A 25,728-nucleotide genomic window follows, 5' to 3' on the forward strand; every position below is an offset into this window, starting at 1 on the left:
ACCCCGGATTCGCCGTCCAGGGCGCATCGCCGTCACCGGGTCCTAGGCTGAAGCCATGCCCTTCAACGACCAGGAACCCGAGGAACCCACACAAGCCCAACCCAACGCACCCCACCCACCCACCGCAACCACCGCAGCCACCCCACCCACCGCACCCAAGGCCTACCAAGGCCACAACATCACCGTCACCTACGACACCGGGCGCTGCCTGCACGCCGCCGAGTGCGTGCGCGGCCTGCCCGAGGTCTTCGACACCGGCCTGCGCCCCTGGGTGCAGCCGGACGGCAGCACCCCGGAGCGGGTCGCCGAGGTCATCCGCCGGTGCCCCTCGGGCGCCCTCCAGTACCGGCTCGCCGACGGCCCGGCGGAGGAGCCGGACCGGCCGACCACGGTCGTACGGTCGCCCACCGGGCAGCTCGTCGTACGCGGCGAAGTGAGCGTGAAGACCACGGACGGAACCGTTCGCACCGAAACCCGGGCAGTGCTTTGCGCCTGTGGAGTGAGCGGGAACCAGCCGTTCTGCGACCACTCCGGCCCCTGCGGCGCTTCCTGAACATCCGCAGCAACCACAACGACGACCACCCCCCACACCCCCTCTCCCCGACTACTCTGAGCAACCAAACAGACGCGTTCCAGCCAATCGGTGACACAGCTCACGTGATTCGGCGTGCACGGATTTGCCGAATCCGGCGTCTATCCGGTTGCCGGGTTCCACCCCTCATCCCGGCCGCAGATCCGCCGCAAGGGAGCCGAGCCTTGATCACTGTTATCGAGCAGTCCGTGCAGGCCCGTCTGGTCGCCACCGCGCCGAAGGTCGAGACCGTACCCGTCACGCTCTGCTACGACCGTGCCGATCCCTTCGCCGTGCGCATGTCCTTCCCGGCCCCGGCCACGCTCGAAGGCGTCGAGGTCTCCTGGACCTTCGGGCGCGAGCTGCTCGAAGCGGGCCTGGACTGCCCTGCGGGCCAGGGCGACGTCCGTGTGCGCCCGTACGACACCGACCGGACCTCGATCGAGTTCCACGCCCCCGAGGGCGTCGCGATCGTGCTGATGCTGACGGCCGAGCTGCAGCGGTTCCTGGAACGGGCCGCGATCGTCGTCCCGCCCGGGCTGGAGCACCTCTACCTCGACGTGGACCACGGCCTCGCCGAGCTGATGCGCGACCCGCACTGAGGCCGGCCGGTCACCGGCCCGGACATATTCGTTTGCGGGCGGCTCCGGCCGCCCGTACGTTCGTAAACGCCCCATCCCCGCCGAACGGAGCAGGACATTGCTCTTCTGAGGTCCGAGACACCGACCCGACCGTCACTGGCAGAGGCACCAGCCACCCGGCCACCGCCACATGCGCCAGGCACCCGGCCACCGCCACCAAGCACCAAGCACCAGTGCCAGCCGCACCAAGTGCCAGGTACCAGGTGCCAGGCGCCAGGTGCCAGGTGCCAGGTGCCAGGTGCGAGCGTCAGGCCGCATCAAGTGCCAGGCGCCAAGCACCCGGCGCCAAGCCCGCCACCGTGACGTCATCCAACCCGTCGGCTGTCTCCCCGCGTTGCACGCACCACTCACGCAACCTGGAGGCCTCTATGAGCCATCGCCACCCCCTTGCTTCCCTCACCTGCTCCGCCCTGTCCTTCGAATGGCCCGACGGCACCCCCGTCTTCAAGGACTTCCAGCTGACCGTGGGCCCGGGCCGCACCGGTCTGATCGGCCTCAACGGCTGCGGGAAGTCCACGCTCCTGAAGCTGTTCGCCGGTGAACTGACACCCACCACCGGCCAGTTGTCCGTATCCGGCACCATCGGGTACCTCCCGCAGAGTGTCACCCTCGACACCACGTCACGCGTGGACGAGGCCCTCGGCATCCACACCACCCGGGCCGCACTGCACGCGATCGAGGCCGGCGACGCCACCGAGGCGAATTTCGCCGCCGTCGGCGACGACTGGGACGTCGAGGAGCGGGCCCTGGCCACCCTCGACCAGCTCGGGCTCGCCCGGATCGGCCTGGACCGTACGGTCGGCGAACTGTCGGGCGGGGAATGCGTCCTGCTCCGGCTGGCCGCCCTGCTGCTCGCCCGCCCGGACGTGCTGCTGCTCGACGAGCCGACCAACAACCTGGACCTCCGGGCCCGGCGTCGCCTGTACGCGGCGGTCGAGTCCTGGTCCGGGGTGATGCTGCTGGTCAGCCACGACCGGGAGCTGCTGGAACGGGTCGATCAGATCGCCGACCTCCGCGAGGGCCAAGTCCGCTGGTACGGCGGGAACTTCACCGCCTACGAGCAACTGCTCGCCGCCGAGCAGGAATCGGCCCAGCGCATGGTGCGGGTCGCGGAGGCCGACGTACAGCGGCAGAAGCGCGAACTGGCCGACGCCCAGGTCGTCCTGGCACGACGCAAGCGCTACGGACAGAAGATGAACGACAACAAGCGCGAGCCGAAGATCGTCATGGGAGCCCGCAAGCGCGCCGCGCAGGAATCGGCCGGCAAGCACCGCATCATGCACACCGAAAAGCTGGCGCAGGCCAAGGAGCGCCTGGACCAGGCCGTCGAAGCGGTCCGCGACGACGACGAGATCCGCATCGAGCTGCCGGCCACCCAGGTGCCCCCGGGGCGACGGGTGCTGACCCTGAGCGATCTCCACCTGGCTTACGGGGCGCGGGTCTCGGGCGAGTGGGAGGTGCGCGGCCCGGAGCGGATCGCGCTGGTGGGCGGCAACGGCTCGGGCAAGACGACCCTGCTGCGCACCATCGCGGGGCAGCTCGCACCGCGGTCCGGGAAAACGGTGACCCATGTGCCGACCCGGTTCCTGCCGCAGCGGCTGGATGTGCTCGACCCGGACCGTTCCGTGGTGGAGAACGTGGCCCGGTTCGCCCCCCAGGCCTCGAACAACGTGATGCGGGCACGGCTCGCGCACTTCCTGTTCCGGGGCTCCCGGGCGGACCAGTGGGCCGGCACCCTGTCGGGCGGTGAACGGTTCCGTGCGGCCCTCGCGGCACTGCTCCTCGCGGAGCCGGCTCCGCAGCTGCTGATGCTGGACGAGCCGACGAACAACCTCGATCTGGCGAGCGTGCGCCAGCTGACGCACGCCCTGGAGTCCTACGAGGGTGCGCTGCTGGTGGCGAGCCACGACCTGCCGTTCCTGGAGTCGGTGGGAATCACCCGGTGGCTGCTGCTCGACGGCGAGCTCCGGCCGACCACGGCGGAGGACGTCCGGTCACGCTTGTGGCACTGACGCTACAGGCGCATGACGCTCACGGTCGGCCGGCACAGCCGGCCGACCGGCAACCCGCCGACAACACCGACCCCCGCCCCGGACCGTACGACAACACCGACCCAGATCCCGACCCCGACCCGACCGTCAAGGCGCGGGCGCCGGGCCACCTGTCGGCGTGACTTTCGTTCCGCTTACCCGCTTCGGAACCTCCGCACACTGCGTAGATAACGGGATGTAACCGGTCATATGAACGCCAGGGGCTTGGCGGGCCTTCACGCTCCGCTTAACCTACGGGTTCGTAGGCTACGGAACCGTAGGTAATTCGCTTTGTCCCCAGGAGTACCCGTGACGATCACCTCTCCCCACCTCGGCAGCTCGGAGGCGTGGACCGACGCCAAGCTGCTGTACGCGCTGGAAGAGGTGGTCGAGAAGGAGCTCAACCGCCATCTGAAGGTCACCAAGGACTGGATGCCCCACGAGTACGTCCCGTGGAGCGACGGCCGGAACTTCCCGGAGTTCTTCGAGGACGGAGAGGCCTGGGACCCCAAGCAGTCCAAGGTCACCGAGATCGGCAAGATCGCGCTGGTGGTGAACCTGCTGACCGAGGACAACCTCCCCAGCTACCACCACGAGATCGCGACGCTCTTCGGCCGCAACGGCGCCTGGGGCACCTGGGTGCACCGATGGACCGCCGAGGAGGGCCGCCACGGCATCGTGATGCGCGACTACCTGCTGGCCTCGCGCGCCGTGGACCCGGACAAGCTCGAAGCCTTCCGGATGCAGCACATGTCGGAGGGCTTCGAGTCCGACAACCGCCACTCGATGCTGCACTCGGTGGCGTACGTCGCCTTCCAGGAGCTGGCGACCCGCATCTCCCACCGCAACACCGGCCACCAGTCCGGTGACCCGGTCTGCGACCGGATGCTGGCCCGCATCGCGCAGGACGAGAACCTGCACATGATCTTCTACCGCAACCTGCTGGGCGCGGCCTTCGAGATCGCCCCGGACCTGACGATGCAGGCCGTCCGGGACGTCGTGGTCAACTTCCGGATGCCCGGACACGGCATGCCCGGCTTCGAGCGGATGGCCGCCCAGATGGCGATCGGCGGGGTCTACAACCTGCGGATCCACCACGACGACGTCCTCAGCCCGGTGATCCGCTTCCTGAAGATCATGGACATCGACGGGCTCGGCCCGGACGGGCAGAAGGCCCAGGAGGAGCTCGGCCTGTTCATGAACGGCCTGGACTCCGAGGCCCGCAAGTTCGACGAGCGCCTGGCCGCCCGCGCGGCCCGCCTCGCGGCCCGCAAGGGCTGAGACGCCGGTTGCCGGTGCCCGGGCGGAGCCCCGCTCCACCCGGGCACCGGCACCCCCAGGCACCCCCGCCAAGGCACCCCACGGGCACGCCCGCCGAGCACCCACAGGCACCCCGGCCGAGGCACCCCGGCCCCCGCGCCCTCCCCGCCCCCGGCGGTCGACGGCCAGCGGCCGGCGGCCGGCGGCCGGGTCAGCGGCGCGGACGCAGGGCGAGGCGCTCCGCCTCGGAGAGGCCGCCCCAGACACCAAAGCGCTCGTCATTGGCCAAGGCGTACTCCAGGCATCCCGCCCGCCCCTCACACGCCCCGCACAGCCGCTTCGCGTCCCTCAGGGACGAGCCCGGCTCCGGGAAGAAGAAGCCCGGCCCCGTCTGGGCGCAGAGGGCGAGGTCGTACCAGGCTGTGGCGGTGGCTGCAGTGGTGTTCATCGACATGCCGGTGATCCTGACCGGCGCCGATGGACGTCCGATCAACGGCTGATCAACACGCGCCGCACCGGGCCGGCGAGCTCCAGCGGCCGGCCACACCGTCACGCCCCACCTCACACCCCGGCCGCCGGGGCGCTGGCTATGACGGCGAACCGGGCGCCGTACGGGTCCGCCAGCTTGGCGAAGCGGCCGACCCCCTCCATGAAGACGGGGCTCATCCGGACCTTGCCGCCCGATTCCTCGGCCTTCGCCGCCGTCACATCGCAGTCGGCGACCTCGAAGTACGGCGTCCAGTACGGCCGCTCGGTGTCCTCCACCGGGTCCGCGGCGATCGGCACCAGACCGCCGAACGCCTCCCCGTCCGCCGCGCCGGCCGGCTTGACCATGGTGTACGTGCCGCCCTCGAACGGCATCTCCGCCGTCTCCCACCCGAAGACGGAACGGTAGAACCCGGAGGCTGCGGCCACATCGCCGGTGTAGAGCTCGGCCCAGCACAGGCTTCCCACCTCGGTCACGGCGTCAAGGCCCTTGTTCCGCATCGGCTGCCAGGCGGCGAAGCCGACACCGGACGGGTCGGTGAAGACCGCCATCCGGCCCAAGTCCATGACGTCCCTGGGCTGGAACGCCACCGAACCTCCCGCCTCGGCCACGGCGGCCGCGGTCGCGTCCGCATCACGCGTCTGGAAGTACACCGTCCAGGCCGACGGACCCTGTTCCGCGGTCACGGCCATGCCGCCCGCCACCGTCTTCCCCCCGAGGCGGAACATCCCGTACCCGCCGACCTCCTCACCTCCCGGCCGGAACTCCCAGCCGAACAAGCCGGCGTAGAACTCCGCGGCGCCGCCCATGTCGGGCGTGCCCAGGTCCACCCAGTTCGGGGAGCCGTCCTTGTAGTCCGTGGTGAGCATGGCCCGCCTCCTTCCCTCCTCTTCCCTCCTTTTGCGTCCTCTCCGAGCATGGCACCCGCCACTGACACCGGCCGCTCCACAAAGTGGACGACCGTGCGTTCGCTAAGCTGGGTGCATGGCTGACGGGCGCGTGGAGCGCGGAAACCAGACCCGGCGGACCGTCCTGGCGCACACGATGGACATCGCCTCGACCGACGGCCTGGAGGGCCTGTCCCTGGGGAAGATCGCCACGGACCTGGGCCTCAGCAAGAGCGGCGTCTTCGCCCTCTTCGGCTCCAAGGAGGACCTCCAGCTCGCCACCGTGCGCGCCGCGGTGGCGGTGTTCGTGGAGCAGGTCGTCACACCCGTGGGCGACGAGCCCGACGGTCTCGGCAAGGTCTGGCGGCTGTGCGAGCGCTGGATCGACTACTCGGGGCGCCGGGTCTTCGCGGGCGGCTGCTTCTTCTACGCCGCCTCCGCGGAATTCGACTCCCGCCCCGGGCCCGTACGCGACGAGATCGCGAAGGCGCGCTCCGACTGGACGCGGTACATGGAGCGGCTCCTCAACGAGGCCCGGCTCCACGGCGCTTTCCGGGCCGGCGCCGGCCCGGAGGACGTACCGCAGCTGGCGTTCGAGATCATCGCGCTGATGGAGCTCGCCAACGCGCACTCCCTCCTGCACGAGGACCCCGTCGCCTACGAACGCGCCGCGCGAGGCATCCTCCACCGCCTCCGCTCGGTGGCCTCCGCCGCGGACGACCTGCCGCACCGGCCCCCGCCGAGGGAGCGCTGAGCCGCGCAACGGCGCGCCACGCCCACCAGCCCCCACCCGGCCCCCATCCCCCACCACCACCATCACCGAGCGATGGGCGCCGCCTCCGCGAGGAACTCGACGGCCGTGGCGATGACTTCGGGGTCCGCAAGGATACGGCGGTGACCGAGCCCTTTGGTCTCGATCAGGCGGGCACGGTCCCCGTAGGCCGCCGCGATGCCGCGGGACTGATCGGGCGCGGCCACGTCGTCGTCGATGTCGTGCACCAGCAGGATCTGCGCCGGGACCTGCTCCGGGCGGTGGCGGGCGTCGAACCGCGGCCAGACGTCGGGCTCGTCGGGGAAGAGGCGGTCCTGGACGTACGCCCTCAGGGCGCGTTCGACGCCCGGGCCCACGCGCAGCATGCGCCGGAAGCCGGCGAGGAGGTAGTCGAAGTCGGCGACACCGCCGACGGCCACGATCCGGTCCGCCCCGATGCCGTCCCGCAGGGTGAAGAAGGTGGCGAGCACTCCGAAGGAGTGGGCCACCACGGCCGAGAAGTCGCCGTGGCGGGCGTGCAGTTGGCGGATGATTTCGCGCTGTCTGCGGATCGTGGTGGCCCGGCCGCCGGATTCGCCGTGGCCGGGCGCGTCGAAGGAGACGACGGTGTGGCCCTGGGCCCGCAGGGCCTCGATGAATCCGGCGAGGCGGGAGGCGCGGGAGGTCCACCCGTGCACCGCCAGGACGGGCCGGTCGCCTTCGCCCCAGCGGTAGGTGGTGACCGGTATGCCGTCGACGGTCAGCCGCCCCCTCACGGCCTCGGCCATCAACGCGGCCTCGTCGGAACGCAGCCGCGGCCGGCCGACGGGCCGCACGAACAATGCGAACGCCGCGCGTCCGGCCAGGCCCGGCGTGATCCGGGCAGCGAGATTGAGGGTCGTGCTCATGAGTGAAGACACGCCAAAAACATTAGCACGATCGTTCGTGTTGTTTGTAGCAGAAGCAACGCAGAGCCAGGGCGCAGGCGCAGCCACGTGCCGCGCCCGGCCCGATGATCGGTTCGGATACCGTCTGCGCCTGGAGACTTCACCAGGGGGATGGGATGAAAGCAGAGACCGTCACCGCGATGTGCGCGGTCGTGATCGCGGTCGGGTCGCTGGTCGTGTCGGTCTACCAGGCACACGCCACGCGACAGCACAACCGCCACTCGGTACGCCCGATACTCCAACTGCACCGCGGTTGGCCGGAGGGAGGCAGAGCAGGAATCCGGCTCATCAACTCCGGACTCGGCCCGGCGGTCATCGTCGGCAGCACGCTCGCGGTCGATGACGAAGTGATCGGCGTCTGGAACGCCCTCGGCGTGGACCGCGTCCGCGAGCGCCTGCCGGTGCGCCCGTCCGCGGTGACCTTCAACCAAGGAGAGGTCATCGCCACCGACTACGAGCAGTACCTGTTGGGTGTCGCCGACTTCGACCCGCAGCGTCACGCCGAAGTGGAGGAACTGATCAACCGGCGGCTCACACTCACGATCCGCTACGAGTCCCTGTACGGCGGGGAGGGCTACACGGCCGTGCTGCGCCCCATCCCCTGAGGGGCCGCTCCGCGTCGTGGCGCCGGCCGTTCCCCAGAGGCCGGGCCGGCCCGCGCATGCGGGCGGGGACGCCGGCGGCCGGCGGCCGGCGGTCAGGGCTCGTCGTCGTTCTTCGCGCGGCTCGGCTGGACGCGCTTCGGCTCGCCCGGCATCTTCGGGTAGTCCGGCGGGTACGGCATGTCGCCCAGGCCGTGGTCCTGTTCGAGGCGGGCCGCGAGTTCCAGCGCTGCTTCGAGGGTGAAGGCGTGGTCGTCCATGTCCGCGTGGAGGTCGCCCAGTTCGGCATAGCGCGCGGGCATGGTGACGATGTCGAAGTCGCGGGGCTCGGCCGAGTCGATCTCGTCCCAGCGCAGCGGGGCCGACACCGGGGCGTGCGGGCGGGGGCGTACGGAGTAGGCCGAGGCGATCGTGCGGTCCCTGGCCGTCTGGTTGTAGTCGACGAAGATCCGCTCGCCGCGCTCCTCCTTCCACCAGGCCGTCGTGACCTTGCCCGGCATACGGTGTTCCAGTTCCCGGCCGATCGCGATCGCGCACCGCCTGACCTCGGTGAACGTCCAGCGCGGCTCGATCGGCACGAAGACGTGCAGCCCGCGCCCGCCGGAGGTCTTCGGCCAGCCGCGCAGGCCGAGATCCTCCAGTACGTCGCGCAGCTCGTGGGCGGCGATCACCGCATGGCGGTAGTCGGTGCCCGGCTGCGGGTCCAGGTCGATGCGCAGTTCATCGGGCCGGTCGGTGTCCTCGCGGCGTACCGGCCAGGGGTGGAAGGTGAGGCAGCCCAGATTCGCCGCCCACAGCACGGCGGCCGGCTCGGTCGGGCAGATCTCGTCGGCCGTGCGCCCGCTGGGGAAGGCGATGTGGGCGGTCGGGATCCAGTCGGGGAGGTTCTTCGGGGCCCGCTTCTGGAAGAAGGACTCGCCCTCGACCCCGTCCGGGTAGCGCTCCAGGGTGGTGGGGCGGTTGCGCAGGGCCCGGGTGACGCCGTCCGCGACCGCCAGGTAGTAGCGGGCCACGTCCCCCTTGGTGAGGCCGCGCTCCGGGAAGTACACCTTGTCCGGGTTGGACAGCCGTACCGTCCGCCCGCCCGCGTCCAGCTCGATCGCATTACCGGATGCACCCATGTGGGCCACGGTAGGCGGGGCCGGCCGGAGGCGCATACCGGGCGGGGCCGGACGTACCACCGCAGAATCGAAGACATGGACCTGCCGGTGATGCCGCCCGTGAAACCGATGCTCGCCAAGTCGGTGGCCAAGATCCCGCCGGGCATGCAGTACGAGGCCAAGTGGGACGGCTTCCGGGCCATCGTGCACCGCGACGGCGACGAGGTGGAGATCGGCAGCCGCACCGGGAAGACGCTGACCCGGTACTTCCCGGAGCTGGTCACCGCCTTGCGGGACAATCTCCCGGACCGCTGCGTGGTGGACGGCGAGATCGTCATCGTGCACGGCGGGCGGCTGGACTTCGACCGGCTGACCGAGCGGATCCATCCCGCCCGCTCGCGGGTCGAGCTGCTCGCCGCGACGACGCCCGCCAGTTTCATCGCCTTCGATCTGCTCGCCCTCGGCGACGAGGCGCTCCTCGACACCCCGCTCGCAGACCGCCGTACCGCCCTCGTCGACGCCCTTTCCACCGCTCGGCCCCCCGTTCACCTCGCGCCCGCGACCACCGATCCCGCGCTCGCGCAGGAGTGGTTCGAGCAGTTCGAGGGCGCCGGACTCGACGGGGTGATCGCCAAACCGCTCCAGCTCCCCTACCGGCCCGACGCGCGCCTCATGTTCAAGATCAAGCACGAGCGTACGGCGGACGTCGTCATCGCAGGATTCCGTTTCCACAAGAGCGGTCCGATCATCGGATCACTCCTGCTCGGGCTCCACGACGCCCACGGCGCCCTCCAGCACGTCGGCGTGTGCGCCGCCTTCCCCATGAGGCGCCGCGCCGAGCTGGTGGACGAGCTGGCCCCCCTGCGGATGGCCGACGCCGAGGGCCACCCATGGGCCGCCTGGGCCGAGGAGGCCGCGCACGAGAGCGCCCGGCTGCCCGGCGCGCAGAGCCGCTGGACGGGGAAGAAGGACCTCTCGTGGGTGCCGCTGCGCCCCGAACGCGTCTGCGAGGTGGCGTACGACCACATGGAGGGCGACCGCTTCCGGCACACGGCCCAGTTCCGCCGCTGGCGGCCCGACCGTACGCCCGAGAGCTGCACGTACGCCCAGCTGGAGGAGGTCGTCCACTACGACCTGGCCGAGGTGCTCGGCGGCGGCCCCGGCGCCACCGCCCCCCTGCCCTGAGCGGCGGGCGGCCGGCGCGGCAGGCCCGCGGTCCACGGGCGCGGCCCCTCACCCCGCGGTCAGCTTCTCCCACTCCTCCCGGTCCGGCCCCACCGCATGCGGCACGTAGCCCGGCCGGGCCGCCAGCCAGCGCGCCACCCGGGTCCGTACCTCCAGGTCCGCGTACGCCCGCTCCGGCCGTTCGGCGAGGTGGCGGACCCGGGCACGGGCGCGCATCACCTCGGGGTCCTCCAGGGCGCACTCGAACAGCGCGGCCATCTCCCGCGCCGGGCCCGGCCGCCCGGCCCGCGCGGCGAACCGCTCCCCGACGGCCGTGTCCGCCACGACCTGGAAGTCGAACCACGGCTTCAGGGTCCGCACCGCCCACGCGTGGTACTCGGTCGAGAACCGCTCCGATCCGGGGTCCCGGTGGGCCGTGCGGGCCACCCGGAGGGCCGCCCACAGGGCCAGCGAGATGCCCTGCCCGAGCGTCGGGTTGGTGTGCGTCAGCGCGTCCCCGACCGGCACGAGCCCGGTCACCACCGGCCCCTGCTCGTCCACCAGTGCGCTCCACCGGTTGTCCAGGCTCGCCGCGGCCAGGACGCCCGACAGCGGCTCGGCCCCCAGCCCCAGCCAGGCCGCGCCGGGCGGGAAGGTGCGCGCGGCGGCCTCGAAGACGGCGGGGTCGCGCAGCGCCGCCCGGGTCGGGTCCTCGGTGTGCACGAGCAGCGTCACGGCGAACACCCCGTTGTCGGCCGGGAAGACCGCGCACCCGGCGAAGGGCCCCCCGGTCACCGTCCACGGCCGCCGCGGCCCCTCCTCCCTCCCCTCGGGCAGCCGGTACCAGCGGCAGAAGTACGCCAGCCCCGTGCGGTGGCGTTCCACGACGGCGGGCCGGCAGCCCGCCGCGGCCAGCCACCGCTCGGCGCCCCCGCGCCGTCCGCCCGCGTCCACGACGAGGTCACACGGGTACGCACCCGCACGCGTGGTCACTCCCGTCACACGGACCCCGAAGGACCCGGGACCGGGCGCCGTCGTCAGACCGGTCACCGGTTCCCCGTGGTGCACCACGGCGCCCTGTTCCCCGCGCAGGGCGGTGACCAGCGCGCTCTCCAGCACGATGCGCCGGGCGTGGAGCATCACGAGGTCCTCGTCGCCGGCCCGCGCGGCCGGGCGTACGTCGAACCAGTCCAGCTCGTGCCGCTCGCGGGCGCCGAGCCTCAGCATCTCCCGGTGGACGTCGGGCAGTTCCTCCCGCAGGACGGCGCGGGCGGCGCCGAGCAGGACGTGCGGCTGGTTCGCCTGGGGGACGCCGGGCCGGCGCCAGCCGAAGAAGTCCCGGTCGAGGGCGGTGCCGGGCGCACGCACGTCCCGTTCGAACAGCTCGACGGTGTGTCCGTACCGTGCCGCGAGCAGCGCGGTCGCGAGCCCTCCGACACCCCCGCCGATGACCAGCACCCGTGCCATTGCGCCCCCCGAGTCCGGAACCGATGAACCGTACGACGATCAGACCGCCCAGAGCCTGCACGCCGGGGGCCTGGCCGAAACCCGCACACATGTCCGATCCGCCGGATCCGTCGGCCCGTCAGGTACCGCTGCGGCCCGCACGGTATGCCGCGAGGGCCCGCCGGGTCTCCGCCTCGATCAGGTCGGTGTTGATCGCCACGGCGGCCCGCACCCCGGCTGCGGCCGCCCCGCTCAGCTGGTCCACCGGGTTCACCAGGTTCCCCGCCGCCCACACGCCCGGCAGAGCGGTGGCTCCGGTAACGGGGTCCGCCTCCACACACGTGCCGACCGCCACGCCGTCCCGCTCCAGGGTGGTCACGGGCAGCCCCAGACTCGCCGCCACCCCGGCGCGGGCGCCGAACCACGGCGCCACCACCAGAGCCGCGCAGTCCACCGACCCACCACCTGCCAGCCGTACCCCCACCAGCCGGCCTCCGCCACCGCTGCGGCCCCCGCCGTCTTCGCCGCCGCCGTCCGCCTCCAGGTCACCCTCCCCGGTGACCACCAGGCCGGTCACCTCGCCCTCCACCACCGCGATGCCCAGTGCGGCGAGCAGCTCCCGGTCCGCGGCCGTGGGCGTCCAGGTGTGGGCCAGCAGGGTCACCCGGTCGCTCCACTGCCGCCACAGCTGCGCCTGGTGCACCGCCACCGGTCCGCTCGCCAGCACGGCGAGCGGCATGCCGCCGACCTCCCACCCGTGGCAGTACGGGCAGTGCAGCACCTCCCGACCCCAGCGCTCCCGCAGCCCCGGCAGCTCCGGCAGCCGGTCCTCCAGTCCGGTGGCGAGCAGGAGCCGGCCGGCCCGTACGGCCGCACCGTCGGCGCACCGCACCAGGAAGCCGCCCCCGGGCTGCGGATCGGCCGCGACGGCCGTGCCGGCCGCCCCGGACCGGATCGCCCCGCCGTACCCGGTGACCTCCTTGCGACCGCCCGCGAGCAGCTCCGCGGGGCTCTCCCCGTCACGGCCGAGGTAGCCGTGCAGATGGGCGGCGGGGGCGTTGCGGGGGCTGCCGGAGTCGAGCACCAGCACCGAACGCCGGGCCCGGGCCAGGGTCAGTGCCCCGGCGAGTCCGGCGGCGCCGCCGCCCACGACCACTACGTCGAACTGCTGCGTGCTTGCGTTGTCCATACCGGCGAGGGTGGGCCCGTATCCCCCGGCTTGACAAATGATGTTGCCGAACCGGCAAATGGAGCCATGCCCCCTGAGGACGCCGAGGACCCCGAGCACTCCGAGCACCCCGAGGCCGCCGAGGCCGCCGAGGAACAGCGGCCGCGGCGGGACGACGAGCTCGCGGACGTGCTCACGACCGTCGGCCCGCGGCTGCGCGCACTGCGCCGGCAGCGCGGGATCACCCTGGCCCAGCTCAGCGAGACCACCGGGATCTCGCTCTCCACGCTGTCCCGGCTGGAGTCCGGGCAGCGCCGGCCGACGCTGGAACTGCTGCTCCCCCTGGCCAAGGCCCACCGGGTCGCGCTGGACGAGCTCGTGGGCGCGCCGGAGACGGGCGATCCGCGGATCCGCCCGCGCCCGTTCGTCCGGCACGGCAGCACCTACGTGCCGCTCACCCGCAGCTTCGGCGGGGTACACGCCTTCAAGCAGGTGATGCCGCCGGTCGACGGCAGCGCGCCCGAACCCGAACTGAAGGTCCACGAGGGCTACGAATGGCTGTACGTGCTCTCGGGCCGGATCCGGCTGCTCCTCGGCGAGCACGATCTGGTCCTCACCGCCGGGGAAGTGGCGGAATTCGACACCCGCACCCCGCACGCCTTCTTCAACGCGGGACCGCAACCCGCCGAGTGCATCAGCCTCTTCGGGCCCCAGGGCGAACGCATCCACGTCCGCGCCAGGCCGGCCCCCCGATCGGACGACGGAAAAGGAAAGCAGCGATGACGACGAAGCCGAACGAACGCCCCGAACGGTCCGTCCCCCAGCCCAACGCCGTCGTCGGCGTCGGCCTGGTCGTGGCCGACGCCGACGGGCGCGTACTCCTCGGCCAGGCACACGACGGCCGCTGGGAGCTGCCCGGCGGCAAGGTCGACCCCGGGGAGGGCTTCGAACAGGCCGCCGCCCGCGAACTGGCCGAGGAAACGGATCTGCGCGCCGACCCCGGGGCCATCCGGATCCTGGCCGTCCAGATCGACGCCAAGTCCGGGATGACCCGGCTGACCGCGGCCGCCGTCACCACCGCCGCGCAGGGCACGCCCAAGGTCACCGAACCGCACAAGATCGTCCGCTGGCAGTGGTTCGCCCCGGCCGAGATCCCGCACGCCCTCTACGCCCCCTCGGCGGCGGTCCTGCGCACCTGGCGCCCCGAGCTCACCCCGACCCTGCCGCCCGTGCCCTCGTACGACTACCCGGCGACCAACGACCGGTAGCGCCTGTCTCTTGGGAGTGCGGTGCGCATGGTGCCGCATCCGGATCGAAATCCTGTGGCAGCAGCACTCGCCCCGCAGCGGCTGATCGAGCGGGTCCCGGGCCTCTACGAGGCGGCAGGCGCTGCCGCCTGGCTTCGACCCGTCCCCCGCCGGGATGACGATGATCGATCCGCTCCGCGGCTGAATCCACGGCGGGCGCGGCCGGGGCGGCGGGCGTGGCGTCGGGATGCGGACGGGTTGGCGGGAGACGATGGCGCAGTGCGACTTGACCATGTGTCCTATGCGGTGGCCCGCGACAGCTTCGTCTCGACCGTCCAGTGGATCGGATCGGCCCTCGGCGCCGGGTTCGTCGACGGGGGCGTGCACCCGCGATTCGGCACCCGCAATTTCATTCTCCCGCTGAGCGGCGGCACCTACGTCGAGGTCGTCACCACACTCGACCACCCCGCCGCCGACCGCGCACCCTTCGGCCAGGCCGTCGCGCGCCGCGCCGCCGAGGGCGGCGGCTGGCTCGGCTGGGTGGTCTCCGTCGACGACATCGCCCCGGTCGAGGCCCGCCTCGGCCGCACCTCGGCCGAGGGCCACCGTGTCCGCCCCGACGGGTTCGACCTGCGGTGGAAGCAGATCGGCCTGCTGGAACTGCTGGAAGACCCGCAGCTGCCCTACTTCCTTCAGTGGTTGGTCCCCATCGAGGAGCGCCCGAGCGCCGACCCGCGCACCTCCACCACCATCCACGGGCTCTCCATCGCCGGCGACGCCGCCTCCATCGCCGAATTCCTCGGCGAACCGGCCGACCACCCGCTCGACCAGATCGACGTCACCTGGGTCGAGGACGAGGAACCGGGCCTGGTCTCGGTCGAGTTCGCCACCGCCCACGGCCCGGTCACGATCTGACCAGGGCCCGACTGCACCGCCGGAGCAGCCGGATGGGGTCTGCCGGCCAAGGCCGCACCCGCCGGACCGGCCCGCCCGGCAGCGCCTGCCCGGGCCGCCGCCCTGCCGGGGCACGCCCCGCCCGGCCGCCCCGCTACACCCCCGTCGGCGCCCGCGGGGCGAAGTTGCCCTCGCGCAGGTCCTCCGCCAGCAGGCGTTTCGCGATCGCGTCCGCGGCCACCCGCAGCTCCTCGCTCCGCGGGCGCCCGCGGTCCTTCTCCAGCTGGTCGCCGAGCCAGTCCCCCCACGCCTTGGAGATGGCCGCGGCCTCGCGCTCCCCCGGCGCGGTGAGGGCGAGGAAGTTCCCGTCCCGGGTCAGGTAGCCCTCTTCCACCATCCGGTCGAAGACCGGCAGCAGCACCTCGGGGGGAAGGGACCGGCGGGAGGCGATGAGTCCGAGACTGGCGTAGCCGACCGTCCGATGCATGAGCTCCACCTGCATGACGGCCCAGGCCCCCGCCAGGTCCAGGCGCGTGTCCGCGTTCCGCACGAGCTGCCGGGCGGTGTCGGGCCCCATCCCCCGGAGCAGCTTGCCGACCGCCAGTTCGAGCACCTTGGCCGAGTCGCCGGTGGCCGTGGTCGGCGAGGCGAAGCCGTCGCCCATGTCCGTGGAGCCGGCCCGGACGGTGTCGCGCAGCCGGACCTGCTTGAGGAAGAGCGCGACGACGAACCCGAACAGCGCCACCGGGACCGTCCACAGGAACACCGTGTGCAGCGCCTGCGCGTACGCCCCGACGATCGGGCCGGCCGCCGCGGGATCCAGCCGGTGTACGCCCTCGGGGCTCTGGGCCGCCCTCCCCAGCTGCGCCGGATCGGCTCCCGTGGCGCGCGCCGCCTCCCCGACCGCCCGCTTCAGCCCGGGCCCGAGGTGGTTGGCGTAGATCGTCCCGAACACGGCGGTCCCGAACGAGCTGCCCAGCGTACGGAAGAAGGTGACGCCCGAGGTGGCCGTGCCCAGGTCGGCGTAGTCCACGGTGTTCTGGACGGCGATCGTCAGCACCTGCATGCACAGCCCGATGCCGGCACCGAAGACGAACATGTACAGCGATTCCAGCCAGGTGCCGGTCCCGGGGCCCATCCGGGACAGCAGGTACAGGCCCGCCGCCATCACCAGGCAGCCGATGATGGGGAAGAACCGGTACTGCCCCGTCCTGCCGGTGACGGTGCCGCTGAAGACGGACGCCAACAGCAGGCCGATGACCATGGGCAGCGTCCGCACGCCCGAGATCGTGGCCGAGTCACCGTCCACGTACTGGAGGTAGGTCGGCAGGAAGGTCATCGCGCCGAGCATCGCGAACCCGACCACGAAGCTGAGCACCGAGCAGACGCTGAAGACGGGGTTGCGGAAGAGCCGCATCGGCAGCATCGGCTCCGCCGCGCGCCTCTCGGCCAGGCAGAACAGCACGAGGGCCAGGGCGCCGCCCGCGAAGAGGGCGAGGATGACAGCCGAGTTCCAGGCGTACTCGTTCCCGCCCCAGCTGGTGGCGAGGATCAGCGCGCCGGAGCCCACCGCGACCAGCGCGATGCCGAGGTAGTCGATGACGGGGCGGGAGACCGCCCGTACGGAGGGGATGGTGCGGGCCGCCGCGACCACCACGCAGATCGCGATCGGGACGTTCACGTAGAACGCCCAGCGCCAGCTCAGCTCGTCGGTGAAGACGCCGCCGAGCAGCGGCCCGATGACGGTGGCGACGCCGAAGACGGCGCCGATGGCGCCCTGGTAGGTGCCGCGTTCGCGCAGCGGGACCACATCGGCGATGAGTGCCATCGAGGTGACCATGAGTCCGCCGGCGCCGACTCCCTGCACCCCGCGCCACAGGATGAGCAGGGTCATGTTGCCGGCCAGACCGCACAGGAACGAGCCGGTGATGAAGACGATCGCCGAGATCTGGAAGATCCTCTTGCGGCCGAAGAGGTCACCGAACTTGCCCACCAGCACCGTGGAGACCGTCTCCAGGAGCAGGTAGGAGGTCACCACCCACGACATGTGGTCCCCGCCGCCGAGGTCCCCCACGATCGTGGGCAGGGCGGTCCCCACGATCGTCTGGTCCAGCGCCGCGAGCAGGACCCCCAGCATGATCGTGCCGAAGATGACGTTGCGCCGCCGCCGGTCGAGCACGGGGGGTGCCGCGGCTGCGGCGGGGGCCGTGGTGGTCACACTCGCACTCTCACAGCGCCCCCGCCCCGCCGCATGCCGCGCCGGGCCGTACGGGGGACCCGTGCCGCGGCGATCAGCGCAGGTGGGCGAGGCCGGGGTGCTCGGCCGCGTAGCCGTCGAGCAGCCGCCGGGCCACGTTCACGGAGTCCACCAGCGGGTGCAGGGCGAAGGCCTTGACCGCGTCGGCCCGGGAGCCGCTCGCCGCGGCCCGGAGCACCGCCCGCTCGACCGCCTTGACGGAGGTGACGAGTCCGACCGCGTGCAGCGGCAGCGGGTCCACGGCCACCGGGTGGGCGCCGTTGGCGTCGACCAGGCAGGGCACCTCGATCACCGCCTCGGCGTCCAGCACGGACAGGGTCGAGCCGTTGCGGACGTTCAGGATCAGCGTGGCCCGCTCGTCGCGGGCGATGGCGCGCATCAGCGCGAGCGCGACCTGCTCGTACCCGCCGGACTCCAGGTCCGCCGCGTCCCGCTCGCCGACCCCCGCCGCCTCGCGGTTCTCGGCCATGTACGTGGCCTCGCGCTCGTGCCGGGTCCGGTCCCAGGCCGCCAGCGCCGCACCGGTGGGCTGCCCGGGCCTCCCCGCCTCGGCGTAGAAGCGGCGCTGCTGGTCGCGCAGGAAGGCGCCGCGCGTCTGCCCGGCCTCCTGGTAGGCCCGTACGGTGTCGCGGTTGAAGTAGTAGTAGTGCAGGTACTCGTTCGGGACCGCGCCGAGCGAGCGCAGCCATTCGGCCCCGAACAGCCGCCCCTCCTCGAAGGACTCCAGCGCTTCGGTGTCGGCCAGCAGCCGGGGCAGTTCGTCGCGGCCGCCGATGCGCAGCCCGCGGACCCAGCCCAGGTGGTTGAGGCCGACGTAGTCAATCCAGGCCTCCTGCGGACGGGCTCCCAGCAGCCGGGCGATGCGCCGGCCGAGCCCCACCGGGGAGTCGCAGATCCCGATCACCCGCCCGCCGAGCTCCTCGGCCATCGCCTCGGTGACCAGCCCGGCCGGGTTGGTGAAGTTGATGACCCAGGCCCCGGGGGCGGTACGGGCGATCCTGCGCGCCAGTTCCCGGGCGACGGGCACGGTCCGCAGGCCGTACGCGACCCCGCCCGCGCCCACCGTCTCCTGGCCGAGCACGCCCTGTGCCAGGGCGATCCGCTCGTCCGCGGCGCGCCCGTCCAGGCCGCCGACCCGGATGGCGCAGAAGACGAAGTCGGCCCCGCGCAGCGCCTCGTCGAGGTCCCGGGTGGCCGTGACGGCGGGGGCGTCGTCGAGCCCGGAGGCGGCCGCCTGGCCGGCGAGCACCCGGGTCATGGCGGTGAGCCGGGCGGGGTCCTCGTCGTAGAGGGTCACCCCGGTCACCCGGCCCTCGGCCCGGTCGCCCAGGAGCGCCCCGTACACGAGCGGTACCCGGAATCCGCCTCCGCCGAGGATGGTCAGCCGCACGCCCTTGCCGCCCTTCGTCCTGTCACCGTCGGTGCACCCGCCGGTGCCACGATCGGTGCCACGATCCGTGGCATCCGGCTCCGCGGCACGCGGTGTCGGGCTCCAGTGTCCCCTGCCGGGCGCCGGGCGGCGGTCAGTCCACCGGCGAGGGCACGGCGCGCAGCCGGGGTCCCTGGCGGAGCGGGGCGGCGGCGCCGCCGCGGACCGGGCCGGTGGGCGCGCCCTGGGGCGCGGAGAGGACCAGGGTGATCCGGGTGAGCCCCATGCCGTCGAGCATGCGGCTGGATTCCGCCACCATCCGGCAGCGTACGAGGCCCCACTGGGGGTCCCAGTGGCGCACCGTCCGCACCGCCCCGTCGTGCTCGGCGGCGTCGGCGCCGTGGGTGGTGAGCCAGTGCGGCACGCCGTAGCGGTAGGCCGCCTCCATGAAGGGGTCGCGGGCCACCTCCTGGCGGATGCTGCGCAGGCCCTCGTCCTCCGGGGCGGCGGCCAGGGCGTTCGCGAACCGGGCCAGCAGCGGTACGCACCAGGCCGGTTCGTGGTCCTCCAGCACGGCCGCGGCGTCCGGGTGGAACAGCACGAAGCGCAGGAAGTTGTCGTCCGGCAGGGCGGTGGGGTGCGGGCGTACCGACTGGAACAGCTTGTCGAACGCCGAGTTGGTCAGGGCCACGTCCCAGCGGTGGTCCACCAGGAAGCTCGGGTAGGGCACGGCCTCCATCAGGGCCGCGTAGTCGCACAGGTAGTCGCGCTGGGCGGGGTCCTCGGGCAGCCGGTTCTCCTCGGCCGCCCGCCAGGTCGGCGGCGGGTCCCGGTCGACCATGACGCGGAACAGCCAGAAGCACTGCCGCTCGCTCATTTCCAGGGCCTCGGCCAGGGCGAGCAGTTTGCGGTCGGTCCATTCCTTGACCAGACCGCGTTCCCAGTTCCCGTAAGCGCGCACGCTGATGCGCAACCGCGCGGCGAGGTCTTCCTGGCTCAGGCCCAGTTCCTCGCGGCGCTGGCGCAAAATCTCCTTGCGTCGCTCCGACCGCACTGCGCCGCGTGCGGACTCCTCGCCCGCCAGGCGCTCCTCACCGGCTGGGGCGAGGCCATCGGACGGGCCCACCGCTGCGAGATGTGGCACCGAGAGCTCCCCCTCCTCACGGTCTGGATCTTCAATTTCCTCTGGCGATCCTGCTACCGACTTCATTCGAGTGTCAACTATCGTGGCAATTCCAGCCTCTTGACAGCTCATTCCCGCCACAGCTGTGGCAAGTTCTGGCCCTGCGGCGGCGGACCGGCTAGATTCCAAAAGCCGACCATGTGCCCGTACCGACCTCGCCGCGATCTAGGAGAACCACTGGTGACAGACGGCTTCCCGGCTCCCGTCGCGGTGGCCAACGCGCCCCTGGCAGCCACCGTCACGCGCGTCGCCGAACTCGCGGGCAAGTTGGGGTACGACCTGAACAAGGTCTTCGACCTGCGCCGCCTCTCCGAGGCCTCGGGCGTCCCCGCCGACGTGGTCAAGACCCTGCTGGACGGCAGGCCCGCCGGCGAGCCCTGTCTGCAGACCCGCTTCCTGCAGCGCCTCGACCTGCTCCGACGCACCCGGGTCAAACCCAACGGCCGCCGCTACACCCAGCAGGAGATCGCCGATGGCGCCGGGATGTCCCGGCAGCAGGCCGGCGCCCTGATCAACGGCGACCGCCGGCCCACCATGGAGCACTGCGACGCGATCCAGCGCTTCTTCGGCGTCCACGCGGGCTTCCTCACCGCCCATGACGCCGACGCCCTCACCGACGCCCTCCTGCGCACCGAGCAGCAGCTGCTCCAGGACTACGCGGGCCGCACGCGCGAAACCGTACCCGCCCCGGCCGCTTCGGCAGGCGATCCGCTGGCAAGACTTCTCCAGAACCACGGCGTACGGGGCATCGCCTGGCGCGCCGCCCAACTGCCCAGCGACAAGCACCGGGACAAGGTGACCGAATGGCTGGACATGCTTCTCGAAAGCGTCAAACCGAACGACGAATCCTGACCCAGTCGCGAGTCTGGGTCTGATCCTTGAGTCCTGATCCGGATCCGCGCCGACGGGGAGAACGGTGAGCATAGGCAGAGAGCAGCGCCGGTTGTGCGGCGAACTGGTGGCCGGGCTCCGGCTGACAGCGCCCGTGGAACCCGTGGACCTCTACGCCGCCCTCTGCGACGGCATGAGCAGACACCGCGGCCGCCGGGTGGACTTCCGGATGGCCTCGTTCCCGCCGGGGACGGCCAGCGGCCTGTGGCTCGACATGGCGGACCGCGACCTGGTGGTCATCGAGGAACGGACCGCGCCGGACCACCAGCTGGTGATCCTCGGACACGAGCTGTGGCACATGAAGGCCGGCCACTGCAGCCACCACGTCGACGGAGCCGCCGTCGCCGCCCGACTGCTGTCCGACGAGGCCGATCTGGGCGAGACCGTCCGCCGGGTCGCCGCGCGCACCCGCGCCGACGTCCAGGAGGAGACCGAGGCCGAGACGTTCGGTTTACTGCTGGGCAGCCGGTGCCGCACCTGGCTGGCCGGGTCCGCGGGCCACCGGGCGCCGGCACAGCGAGACCAGTTGGCGGGGCGCATCGAGGCCTCGCTCGGATACCGGGGGCACAGGAACGACCGTTGAAGGGCCAGGACTACTACATACCGGCAGCGGCGATGGCGATCGCCCTCGCCTTCAAGCTGCCCGCCCTCAGGCACAACTGGCGTGACCCGCTGCTGCGTTCCGTCTGCGCCCTGCTGATCCTGGCCGGATCGGTGTTCACCTTCGCCGCACCCCCGACCATCGAGGCGGTCAACCGCTGGACCGGCGTCAGCAACTTCTCCGCTCCGCTCGTCTACTGCCTGATCACCGCCTTCAGCGCCGCCTGCCTGGTGCTGATCGTGAACTGGCGCGGCGGCCCGCCCGAGCTGACCCAGCGCATCTCGCGCCGCTGGATCCTCGGGTACGGCGCGGTGATCGTGGGGCTGATCGTCCTCTTCCTGCTCGGTGAGGCGCCGGTCGAGCGGCTGCGCGACTTCGACACGTACTACGCCGGCACCCCCTACATGCGCGAGCTGATCGCCCTGTACCTGCTGGCCCATAACGTGGCCGCCGTCGTCATGGTCGCCATGTGCTGGCGCTGGTCCCTCCAGGTACGCGGCTGGCTGCGCACCGGCCTGATGATCATCGTGCTCGGGTACGTCTTCAACCTGAGCTACGACGCGACGAAGATGACCGCCGTGATCGCCCGCTGGACCGGCCACGACCTTGACTGGCTGAGCACCTTCGCCGCCCCGCCGCTCGCCTCCGCGGGCGCGCTGATCAGCGCGATCGGCTTCGTCGTTCCCCTGGTGTGCCAGCGGCTGTCCGACAGCTGGCAGACCTGGACCACCTACCGGCGGCTCGGTGCGCTCTGGCACGAGGTGCAGATCGCGGCGCCCAGCGGTGTTCCCGCCATCCGGATGGCCTGGTGGTCGCCGGTCGAGCTGCGGGTGATCCAGCGCGAGTCGGACATCCACGACGGGTTCCTGCACCTGGGGCCGTACTTCGACAAGCACCACCGCGACGACGCCTACGACCGCGCCCTGACCGGCGGGGCGGACGAGGAGACGGCGCGCGCCGTCGCCGACGCGGCGATGGTCGCGGCCGCCGTCCAGGCCCGCTCCGCGGACCCCGAGGGCAAGGTCATCGGGGCCAGCGAGGAGAGCACGCTCGACACCCCCGGCGGGCCGCGCGACCTCGTCCGCATCTCCCACGCCCTGCGGCATTCACCCGTGGTGGAGGCCGTGCGCCGGCAGGTCGCGCCGTCGAGGTGATCAGCGGCCGCTGACGGCCAGCGCCACCTTCGGGAAGAGGTCCTGGAACGGGGCCGCGCTGTCGATGCCCTCACGGCCGTAGGGGGCGTCGAAGCTCCACACCATGAACAGCAGGAACACGATCAGCGCGCTGAACAGCCCCGCCAGCAGCAGCTCCCGTCCCGAACGGCGGATCTGAAGGGTGAAGATCAGCCCCACCGTCACCACCCCGCCCACCAGCAGCCCGAACCACACCACGCTCGGCAAGGTCGACTCGGAGCTCTGCACCCGCGAGTGGCGGGCGTCGTCGGCGGCCGCGATGTGGTCCAGCAGCGGCTGGTAGGCCTGGGCCTGGAGTTCGGTGGCCGGGCTCTGGTGGGTGACGTCGCTGCGCAGCGTGCCGAGCAGCTCGGCGCCCTCGGCGGAGGCGTCCTTGCCGGAGGTCAGCCGGGGCCAGTCCACGGCGACGGTGTGGGAGACGTACGCGTCCACCTCGCCGCGGATCCGGTCGCGGACGGCAGCCGGGTAGACGTCGGCGCGCTGCGCGACCTCGTACAGCGACTGGGCCTCGCGGCGCACGCTGTCCTCGGCGGCGCCGCGGGCCTCCCAGACCCCGGCGATGGCCAGGCCCAGCACGATCGCGTAGACCACGCCGACCATCATCGTCATGTACTCGATGACGTCGGGGGTTTCGCTGGTGTCCTCGTCGGCTGCGACCCGGCGGTGCCGGATCAGCGTGCAGGCGAGGACGAGGGCGCAGACGAGCACCATGGCGATGGCCAGGACCAGCCATTCGGACACGAGGGATCTCCCGTTGGTGGTTCGGTGGGGATGGAATGCGGTGCGCGCGGGCTCAGCCGCGGCTCTTGGAACGGGGCCGCAGGGCGGCGGCCGCCAGCACGGCCGGGGTGGTGACGACCACCATGAGCATCATGGTGGACAGGCCGTCCGGGCCGCGCCGCTCCACGACGGACGAGCGGTACGGGCGCACGTGGAAGGCACTCACGGGCGCGGCCACCGCTGCGGCCCGGGGCGGAGCCGGGCTCTTCCCGGGCGCCGGCCCAGCCCCCGCGACGGCAGCCGCCGCGGGCGCCGGTGGCTCCGCCCGCCGGCCCCCCGCCTTCGCCGCCGGCCGCACGGGCTCCCGCCGCGGCGGTGCGGCGAGGGGCATCGGAGCCGACCCCCGCCCGGGGTGGTGCACGGTCGGCCGGACCGCGCCGGGCAGGAGGGCCCGTACCGGCGGCCGCGGCGAGGGCCGTACCGCGGGCGGGGAGGGTTCGGCGGCGGGCGGGGAGGGCCGGGCGGCGGGCGGCCGCGGCTGCCGGCTCGGCACGCACGCCTCCGCCCCGGCGCCGTCCTCGTCACCGCCGTGGCCGTGGCCGTGGCCGTGGTCGCCGGGGGTGTCGCCACGGCTGTGGCCACCGGTGTGGTCCGGGCGGTGGCCGTCGTCCGCGACCGCCACCTGGGCGTGCAGCGGGCCGAGCGCCGCCACCAGGCCCGCCCCGGCGAGGTACTGCCAAGCGGTCACCGCGCGTCCTTCCGTTCCGCAGCCGTTGAGTGGTGTCGGCTGAAGAAACGATCAGGGGACCGCTTCGATACGCTGCAGACGCGTCAAGATCCCCGGTGGAGGGATTACTTCAGGCCATCGGCGGCAGAAACCCGCTCAGGGGCCCCGGCGCCGCCGTCCGGGAGCGCGTCCGCGAGGATCCGCAGCGCCGCCTCCGACGGCGAGCCCGCCTCCGCGGTATAGGTGATCAACGACTGGTCGGGGTCGTCCGGCAGGTTCAGGCTCTCGTAGGCGAGGGTCAGTTCACCGACCACCGGATGCCTCAGGTGGTACCCGCCGTGGCTCTTGAGCCGGACCTCCTGCCGGGCCCAGAGCCCGGCGAACTCCGGGCTCCGCCCGCTCAGTTCCTCGATCAGCGCGGTGAACCGCCCGTCGTGCGGGTGGCGTCCGCGGTCCAGGCGGAGGTAGGCGACCAGGTCCCGCGCCTTGGCCTCCCAGTTGACGTACCGGCCGCGTACCCCGGGGTGCAGGAAGACCAGCCGGGCCTTGTTGCGCTGCTCCGGGGCCAGGGCGCCGAAATCGGTGATCAGGGCGGCGAAGAGCGGGTTCCAGGCGAGGATGTCGGTGCGCCGGCCGATGACGAACGCCGGGGTCTGCGGGATCGACTCCAGCAGCCTGCGCAGGCCGGGCCGGACCTCCTGAACCGCCGCGCCCTCGCCCTCCCCGCCCGCGGGCACACCGGCGCCGCGCCCCGTGGTACGCACCAGCCGGGTCAGGTGTGCGGTCTCGGTGGCGTCCAGGCGCAGGGCGCTCGCCACGGCCCCGAGGACGGCGTCGGAGACGTTCTCCGCGCGGCCCTGCTCGAAGCGGGTGTAGTAGTCCGCGCTCACTCCGGCGAGCTGTGCGAGCTCCTCGCGGCGCAGCCCCGGCACCCGGCGGCGGCCGCCCACGAAAGGCAGGCCCGTGTCCTCGGGGCGGATCCGGGCGCGCCGGGACCGCAGGAAGTCGCCGAGTTCCGCTTTCGGGCGTGTGGGTGTCATGTACGGATCCTATGAGGGGCCGGGCACCTTCCTCAGCCGAGGGAGAGGGCCGGTCCCGTGACCATGAGGCCGAGGTCGTGGCCCGCGTAGGCGAAGAAGGCGAAGATCACCAGGGCGGCCCCGCCGAGGGCCAGGTCCTTGAAGAAGTGGCTCTGCTCCGCCATCTTGGCCTGCGGATCCTTCTCGGCCCAGAAGCCGTGCATCAGCACGGCCGCCGAGAAGCAGAAGGCGGCGAGGAGGAGCGCCCCCAGGTCGGCCCACAGGCCGACGGCCACGCTGACCGCACCCGCCCCGAGCACCACTCCGCTGGCGAGGACGGCGGCGGTGGCGAAGGGGATCCCGCGCGAGGCGGTGTATCCGGCCATGGCCTTGGAACGGGTCAGATGGTTGACCGCGGACGTCGCGAAGAGGACGACGAACAGCACACGGCCGATCAGCACCAGAACGTCCATGACGACCTCCGAGGCGCATCGGGCTGCTCTCCCATGCGGATCCTGCCCCGATCAGGGCCGTTCACCCGCCCCGCGCGGTGATGCGGCGGCACGCGTGAGG

The 25,728-nt window shown here is 72.4% G+C and carries 26 protein-coding genes; 13 read left to right on the top strand and 13 right to left on the bottom strand.

Going from position 1 to position 25,728, the window contains the following annotated elements; all coding sequences use genetic code 11:
• The first annotated feature begins 55 nt into the window (after positions 1-55).
• The 4 genes from ABZ128_RS05885 to ABZ128_RS05900 all read left to right on the top strand — a co-directional run bounded on the left by ABZ128_RS05885 (position 56) and on the right by ABZ128_RS05900 (position 4,523).
• Entirely contained in the window at positions 56-553 is a 498-nt protein-coding gene (locus tag ABZ128_RS05885; protein ID WP_356846267.1) for a (4Fe-4S)-binding protein, read from the top strand.
• Between the two features lie 203 nt (positions 554-756).
• Entirely contained in the window at positions 757-1,173 is a 417-nt protein-coding gene (locus ABZ128_RS05890; protein ID WP_356846268.1) for an SsgA family sporulation/cell division regulator, read from the top strand.
• Positions 1,174-1,580: 407 nt separating this feature from the next.
• The gene (locus ABZ128_RS05895; RefSeq protein WP_356846269.1) at positions 1,581-3,224 is read left to right on the top strand and encodes an ABC-F family ATP-binding cassette domain-containing protein; all 1,644 of its coding nucleotides are present in this window, start codon (positions 1,581-1,583) and stop codon (positions 3,222-3,224) included.
• A 327-nt stretch (positions 3,225-3,551) separates the two neighbouring features.
• Positions 3,552-4,523: an acyl-ACP desaturase gene (locus tag ABZ128_RS05900; RefSeq protein ID WP_356846270.1), complete on the top strand. Its 972-nt coding sequence runs from the start codon at positions 3,552-3,554 to the stop codon at positions 4,521-4,523.
• Between the two features lie 190 nt (positions 4,524-4,713).
• Here the strand turns inward: ABZ128_RS05900 and ABZ128_RS05905 are convergent, their stop codons facing one another.
• Positions 4,714-4,956: a WhiB family transcriptional regulator gene (locus ABZ128_RS05905; protein WP_356846271.1), complete on the bottom strand. Its 243-nt coding sequence runs from the start codon at positions 4,954-4,956 to the stop codon at positions 4,714-4,716.
• 107 nt (positions 4,957-5,063) lie between these two features.
• Positions 5,064-5,858, bottom strand: a complete 795-nt coding sequence (locus ABZ128_RS05910; RefSeq protein ID WP_356846272.1) for a VOC family protein — start codon at positions 5,856-5,858, stop codon at positions 5,064-5,066.
• A 115-nt stretch (positions 5,859-5,973) separates the two neighbouring features.
• Here ABZ128_RS05910 and ABZ128_RS05915 point away from each other — a divergent pair, with 115 nt between their 5' ends.
• Positions 5,974-6,630 (top strand): TetR/AcrR family transcriptional regulator, encoded by a 657-nt coding sequence (locus ABZ128_RS05915; protein WP_356846273.1) that lies wholly within the window; start codon positions 5,974-5,976, stop codon positions 6,628-6,630.
• 62 nt (positions 6,631-6,692) lie between these two features.
• Here the strand turns inward: ABZ128_RS05915 and ABZ128_RS05920 are convergent, their stop codons facing one another.
• On the bottom strand, positions 6,693-7,535 hold the full coding sequence (locus ABZ128_RS05920) for an alpha/beta fold hydrolase (protein WP_356846274.1): 843 nt from the start codon (positions 7,533-7,535) through the stop codon (positions 6,693-6,695).
• Positions 7,536-7,690: 155 nt separating this feature from the next.
• On the opposite strand from ABZ128_RS05920, the gene ABZ128_RS05925 reads away from it, so the two are divergent.
• Entirely contained in the window at positions 7,691-8,179 is a 489-nt protein-coding gene (locus ABZ128_RS05925) for a hypothetical protein (protein ID WP_356846275.1), read from the top strand.
• 92 nt (positions 8,180-8,271) lie between these two features.
• On the opposite strand, the gene ligD is transcribed toward ABZ128_RS05925, so the two are convergent.
• Positions 8,272-9,297 (bottom strand): non-homologous end-joining DNA ligase, encoded by a 1,026-nt coding sequence (ligD, locus tag ABZ128_RS05930; RefSeq protein WP_356846276.1) that lies wholly within the window; start codon positions 9,295-9,297, stop codon positions 8,272-8,274.
• A 75-nt stretch (positions 9,298-9,372) separates the two neighbouring features.
• Here ligD and ABZ128_RS05935 point away from each other — a divergent pair, with 75 nt between their 5' ends.
• Complete coding sequence (locus tag ABZ128_RS05935) at positions 9,373-10,461, top strand: ATP-dependent DNA ligase (protein WP_356846277.1); 1,089 nt, start codon at positions 9,373-9,375, stop codon at positions 10,459-10,461.
• 48 nt (positions 10,462-10,509) lie between these two features.
• On the opposite strand, the gene ABZ128_RS05940 is transcribed toward ABZ128_RS05935, so the two are convergent.
• Together ABZ128_RS05940 and ABZ128_RS05945 are read right to left on the bottom strand one after the other, a co-directional pair.
• Entirely contained in the window at positions 10,510-11,907 is a 1,398-nt protein-coding gene (locus ABZ128_RS05940; RefSeq protein WP_356846278.1) for an NAD(P)-binding protein, read from the bottom strand.
• 118 nt (positions 11,908-12,025) lie between these two features.
• On the bottom strand, positions 12,026-13,075 hold the full coding sequence (locus ABZ128_RS05945) for an FAD-dependent oxidoreductase (RefSeq protein WP_356846279.1): 1,050 nt from the start codon (positions 13,073-13,075) through the stop codon (positions 12,026-12,028).
• A gap of 66 nt (positions 13,076-13,141) precedes the next feature.
• Here ABZ128_RS05945 and ABZ128_RS05950 point away from each other — a divergent pair, with 66 nt between their 5' ends.
• The 3 genes from ABZ128_RS05950 (at position 13,142) to ABZ128_RS05960 (ending at position 15,216) form a co-directional block, all read left to right on the top strand.
• The gene (locus tag ABZ128_RS05950; protein ID WP_356846280.1) at positions 13,142-13,837 is read left to right on the top strand and encodes an XRE family transcriptional regulator; all 696 of its coding nucleotides are present in this window, start codon (positions 13,142-13,144) and stop codon (positions 13,835-13,837) included.
• Positions 13,834-14,322 carry an NUDIX hydrolase gene (locus ABZ128_RS05955; protein ID WP_356846281.1) on the top strand — a complete coding sequence of 163 codons (489 nt, stop codon included), beginning with the start codon at positions 13,834-13,836 and terminating at the stop codon, positions 14,320-14,322. Before ABZ128_RS05950 ends, ABZ128_RS05955 begins: the two co-directional genes overlap by 4 nt.
• Positions 14,323-14,580: 258 nt before the next feature.
• Positions 14,581-15,216: a VOC family protein gene (locus ABZ128_RS05960; protein ID WP_179175467.1), complete on the top strand. Its 636-nt coding sequence runs from the start codon at positions 14,581-14,583 to the stop codon at positions 15,214-15,216.
• 133 nt (positions 15,217-15,349) lie between these two features.
• Here the strand turns inward: ABZ128_RS05960 and ABZ128_RS05965 are convergent, their stop codons facing one another.
• The 3 genes from ABZ128_RS05965 to ABZ128_RS05975 all read right to left on the bottom strand — a co-directional run bounded on the left by ABZ128_RS05965 (position 15,350) and on the right by ABZ128_RS05975 (position 19,965).
• Positions 15,350-17,332, bottom strand: a complete 1,983-nt coding sequence (locus ABZ128_RS05965) for an MDR family MFS transporter (RefSeq protein ID WP_356846402.1) — start codon at positions 17,330-17,332, stop codon at positions 15,350-15,352.
• Positions 17,333-17,486: 154 nt separating this feature from the next.
• Positions 17,487-18,842, bottom strand: a complete 1,356-nt coding sequence (locus ABZ128_RS05970) for a 6-phospho-beta-glucosidase (RefSeq protein WP_356846282.1) — start codon at positions 18,840-18,842, stop codon at positions 17,487-17,489.
• A gap of 133 nt (positions 18,843-18,975) precedes the next feature.
• Positions 18,976-19,965: a helix-turn-helix domain-containing protein gene (locus tag ABZ128_RS05975; protein WP_356846283.1), complete on the bottom strand. Its 990-nt coding sequence runs from the start codon at positions 19,963-19,965 to the stop codon at positions 18,976-18,978.
• Positions 19,966-20,184: 219 nt separating this feature from the next.
• Here ABZ128_RS05975 and ABZ128_RS05980 point away from each other — a divergent pair, with 219 nt between their 5' ends.
• The 3 genes from ABZ128_RS05980 (at position 20,185) to ABZ128_RS05990 (ending at position 22,650) form a co-directional block, all read left to right on the top strand.
• The gene (locus ABZ128_RS05980; protein ID WP_356846284.1) at positions 20,185-20,856 is read left to right on the top strand and encodes a helix-turn-helix transcriptional regulator; all 672 of its coding nucleotides are present in this window, start codon (positions 20,185-20,187) and stop codon (positions 20,854-20,856) included.
• Positions 20,857-20,920: 64 nt separating this feature from the next.
• A complete protein-coding gene (locus tag ABZ128_RS05985; RefSeq protein WP_356846285.1) occupies positions 20,921-21,478 on the top strand; it encodes a toxin-antitoxin system, toxin component in 558 nt (185 codons plus the stop codon).
• Positions 21,475-22,650, top strand: a complete 1,176-nt coding sequence (locus ABZ128_RS05990) for an MAB_1171c family putative transporter (protein WP_356846286.1) — start codon at positions 21,475-21,477, stop codon at positions 22,648-22,650. The genes ABZ128_RS05985 and ABZ128_RS05990 overlap by 4 nt, the downstream gene beginning before the upstream one ends.
• On the opposite strand, the gene ABZ128_RS05995 is transcribed toward ABZ128_RS05990, so the two are convergent.
• The 4 genes from ABZ128_RS05995 to ABZ128_RS06010 all read right to left on the bottom strand — a co-directional run bounded on the left by ABZ128_RS05995 (position 22,651) and on the right by ABZ128_RS06010 (position 25,628).
• The gene (locus ABZ128_RS05995; RefSeq protein WP_356846287.1) at positions 22,651-23,430 is read right to left on the bottom strand and encodes a hypothetical protein; all 780 of its coding nucleotides are present in this window, start codon (positions 23,428-23,430) and stop codon (positions 22,651-22,653) included. It abuts the gene before it with no gap.
• 52 nt (positions 23,431-23,482) lie between these two features.
• Complete coding sequence (locus ABZ128_RS06000) at positions 23,483-24,157, bottom strand: hypothetical protein (RefSeq protein ID WP_356846288.1); 675 nt, start codon at positions 24,155-24,157, stop codon at positions 23,483-23,485.
• 104 nt (positions 24,158-24,261) lie between these two features.
• Positions 24,262-25,176 carry a helix-turn-helix transcriptional regulator gene (locus ABZ128_RS06005; protein WP_356846289.1) on the bottom strand — a complete coding sequence of 305 codons (915 nt, stop codon included), beginning with the start codon at positions 25,174-25,176 and terminating at the stop codon, positions 24,262-24,264.
• A gap of 32 nt (positions 25,177-25,208) precedes the next feature.
• On the bottom strand, positions 25,209-25,628 hold the full coding sequence (locus ABZ128_RS06010) for a DoxX family membrane protein (RefSeq protein WP_356846290.1): 420 nt from the start codon (positions 25,626-25,628) through the stop codon (positions 25,209-25,211).
• Between the last annotated feature and the right edge of the window lie 100 nt (positions 25,629-25,728).

It is taken from the genome of Streptomyces sp. NPDC006326 (genome assembly GCF_040612915.1).
GTDB lineage: Bacteria > Actinomycetota > Actinomycetes > Streptomycetales > Streptomycetaceae > Streptomyces.

What these genes read in the sequence shown, in the direction of transcription:
- ABZ128_RS05885 (WP_356846267.1), top strand. Translation starts at nt 56, where the DNA reads ATGCCCTTCAACGACCAGGAACCCGAGGAACCCACACAAGCCCAACCC.
- ABZ128_RS05895 (WP_356846269.1), top strand. Translation starts at nt 1,581, where the DNA reads ATGAGCCATCGCCACCCCCTTGCTTCCCTCACCTGCTCCGCCCTGTCC.
- ABZ128_RS05905 (WP_356846271.1), bottom strand. Translation starts at nt 4,956, where the DNA reads ATGTCGATGAACACCACTGCAGCCACCGCCACAGCCTGGTACGACCTC.
- ABZ128_RS05910 (WP_356846272.1), bottom strand. Translation starts at nt 5,858, where the DNA reads ATGCTCACCACGGACTACAAGGACGGCTCCCCGAACTGGGTGGACCTG.
- ABZ128_RS05915 (WP_356846273.1), top strand. Translation starts at nt 5,974, where the DNA reads ATGGCTGACGGGCGCGTGGAGCGCGGAAACCAGACCCGGCGGACCGTC.
- ABZ128_RS05920 (WP_356846274.1), bottom strand. Translation starts at nt 7,535, where the DNA reads ATGAGCACGACCCTCAATCTCGCTGCCCGGATCACGCCGGGCCTGGCC.
- ABZ128_RS05925 (WP_356846275.1), top strand. Translation starts at nt 7,691, where the DNA reads ATGAAAGCAGAGACCGTCACCGCGATGTGCGCGGTCGTGATCGCGGTC.
- ligD (WP_356846276.1), bottom strand. Translation starts at nt 9,297, where the DNA reads ATGGGTGCATCCGGTAATGCGATCGAGCTGGACGCGGGCGGGCGGACG.
- ABZ128_RS05935 (WP_356846277.1), top strand. Translation starts at nt 9,373, where the DNA reads ATGGACCTGCCGGTGATGCCGCCCGTGAAACCGATGCTCGCCAAGTCG.
- ABZ128_RS05940 (WP_356846278.1), bottom strand. Translation starts at nt 11,907, where the DNA reads ATGGCACGGGTGCTGGTCATCGGCGGGGGTGTCGGAGGGCTCGCGACC.
- ABZ128_RS05945 (WP_356846279.1), bottom strand. Translation starts at nt 13,075, where the DNA reads ATGGACAACGCAAGCACGCAGCAGTTCGACGTAGTGGTCGTGGGCGGC.
- ABZ128_RS05950 (WP_356846280.1), top strand. Translation starts at nt 13,142, where the DNA reads ATGCCCCCTGAGGACGCCGAGGACCCCGAGCACTCCGAGCACCCCGAG.
- ABZ128_RS05955 (WP_356846281.1), top strand. Translation starts at nt 13,834, where the DNA reads ATGACGACGAAGCCGAACGAACGCCCCGAACGGTCCGTCCCCCAGCCC.
- ABZ128_RS05965 (WP_356846402.1), bottom strand. Translation starts at nt 17,332, where the DNA reads ATGCTGGGGGTCCTGCTCGCGGCGCTGGACCAGACGATCGTGGGGACC.
- ABZ128_RS06005 (WP_356846289.1), bottom strand. Translation starts at nt 25,176, where the DNA reads ATGACACCCACACGCCCGAAAGCGGAACTCGGCGACTTCCTGCGGTCC.
- ABZ128_RS06010 (WP_356846290.1), bottom strand. Translation starts at nt 25,628, where the DNA reads ATGGACGTTCTGGTGCTGATCGGCCGTGTGCTGTTCGTCGTCCTCTTC.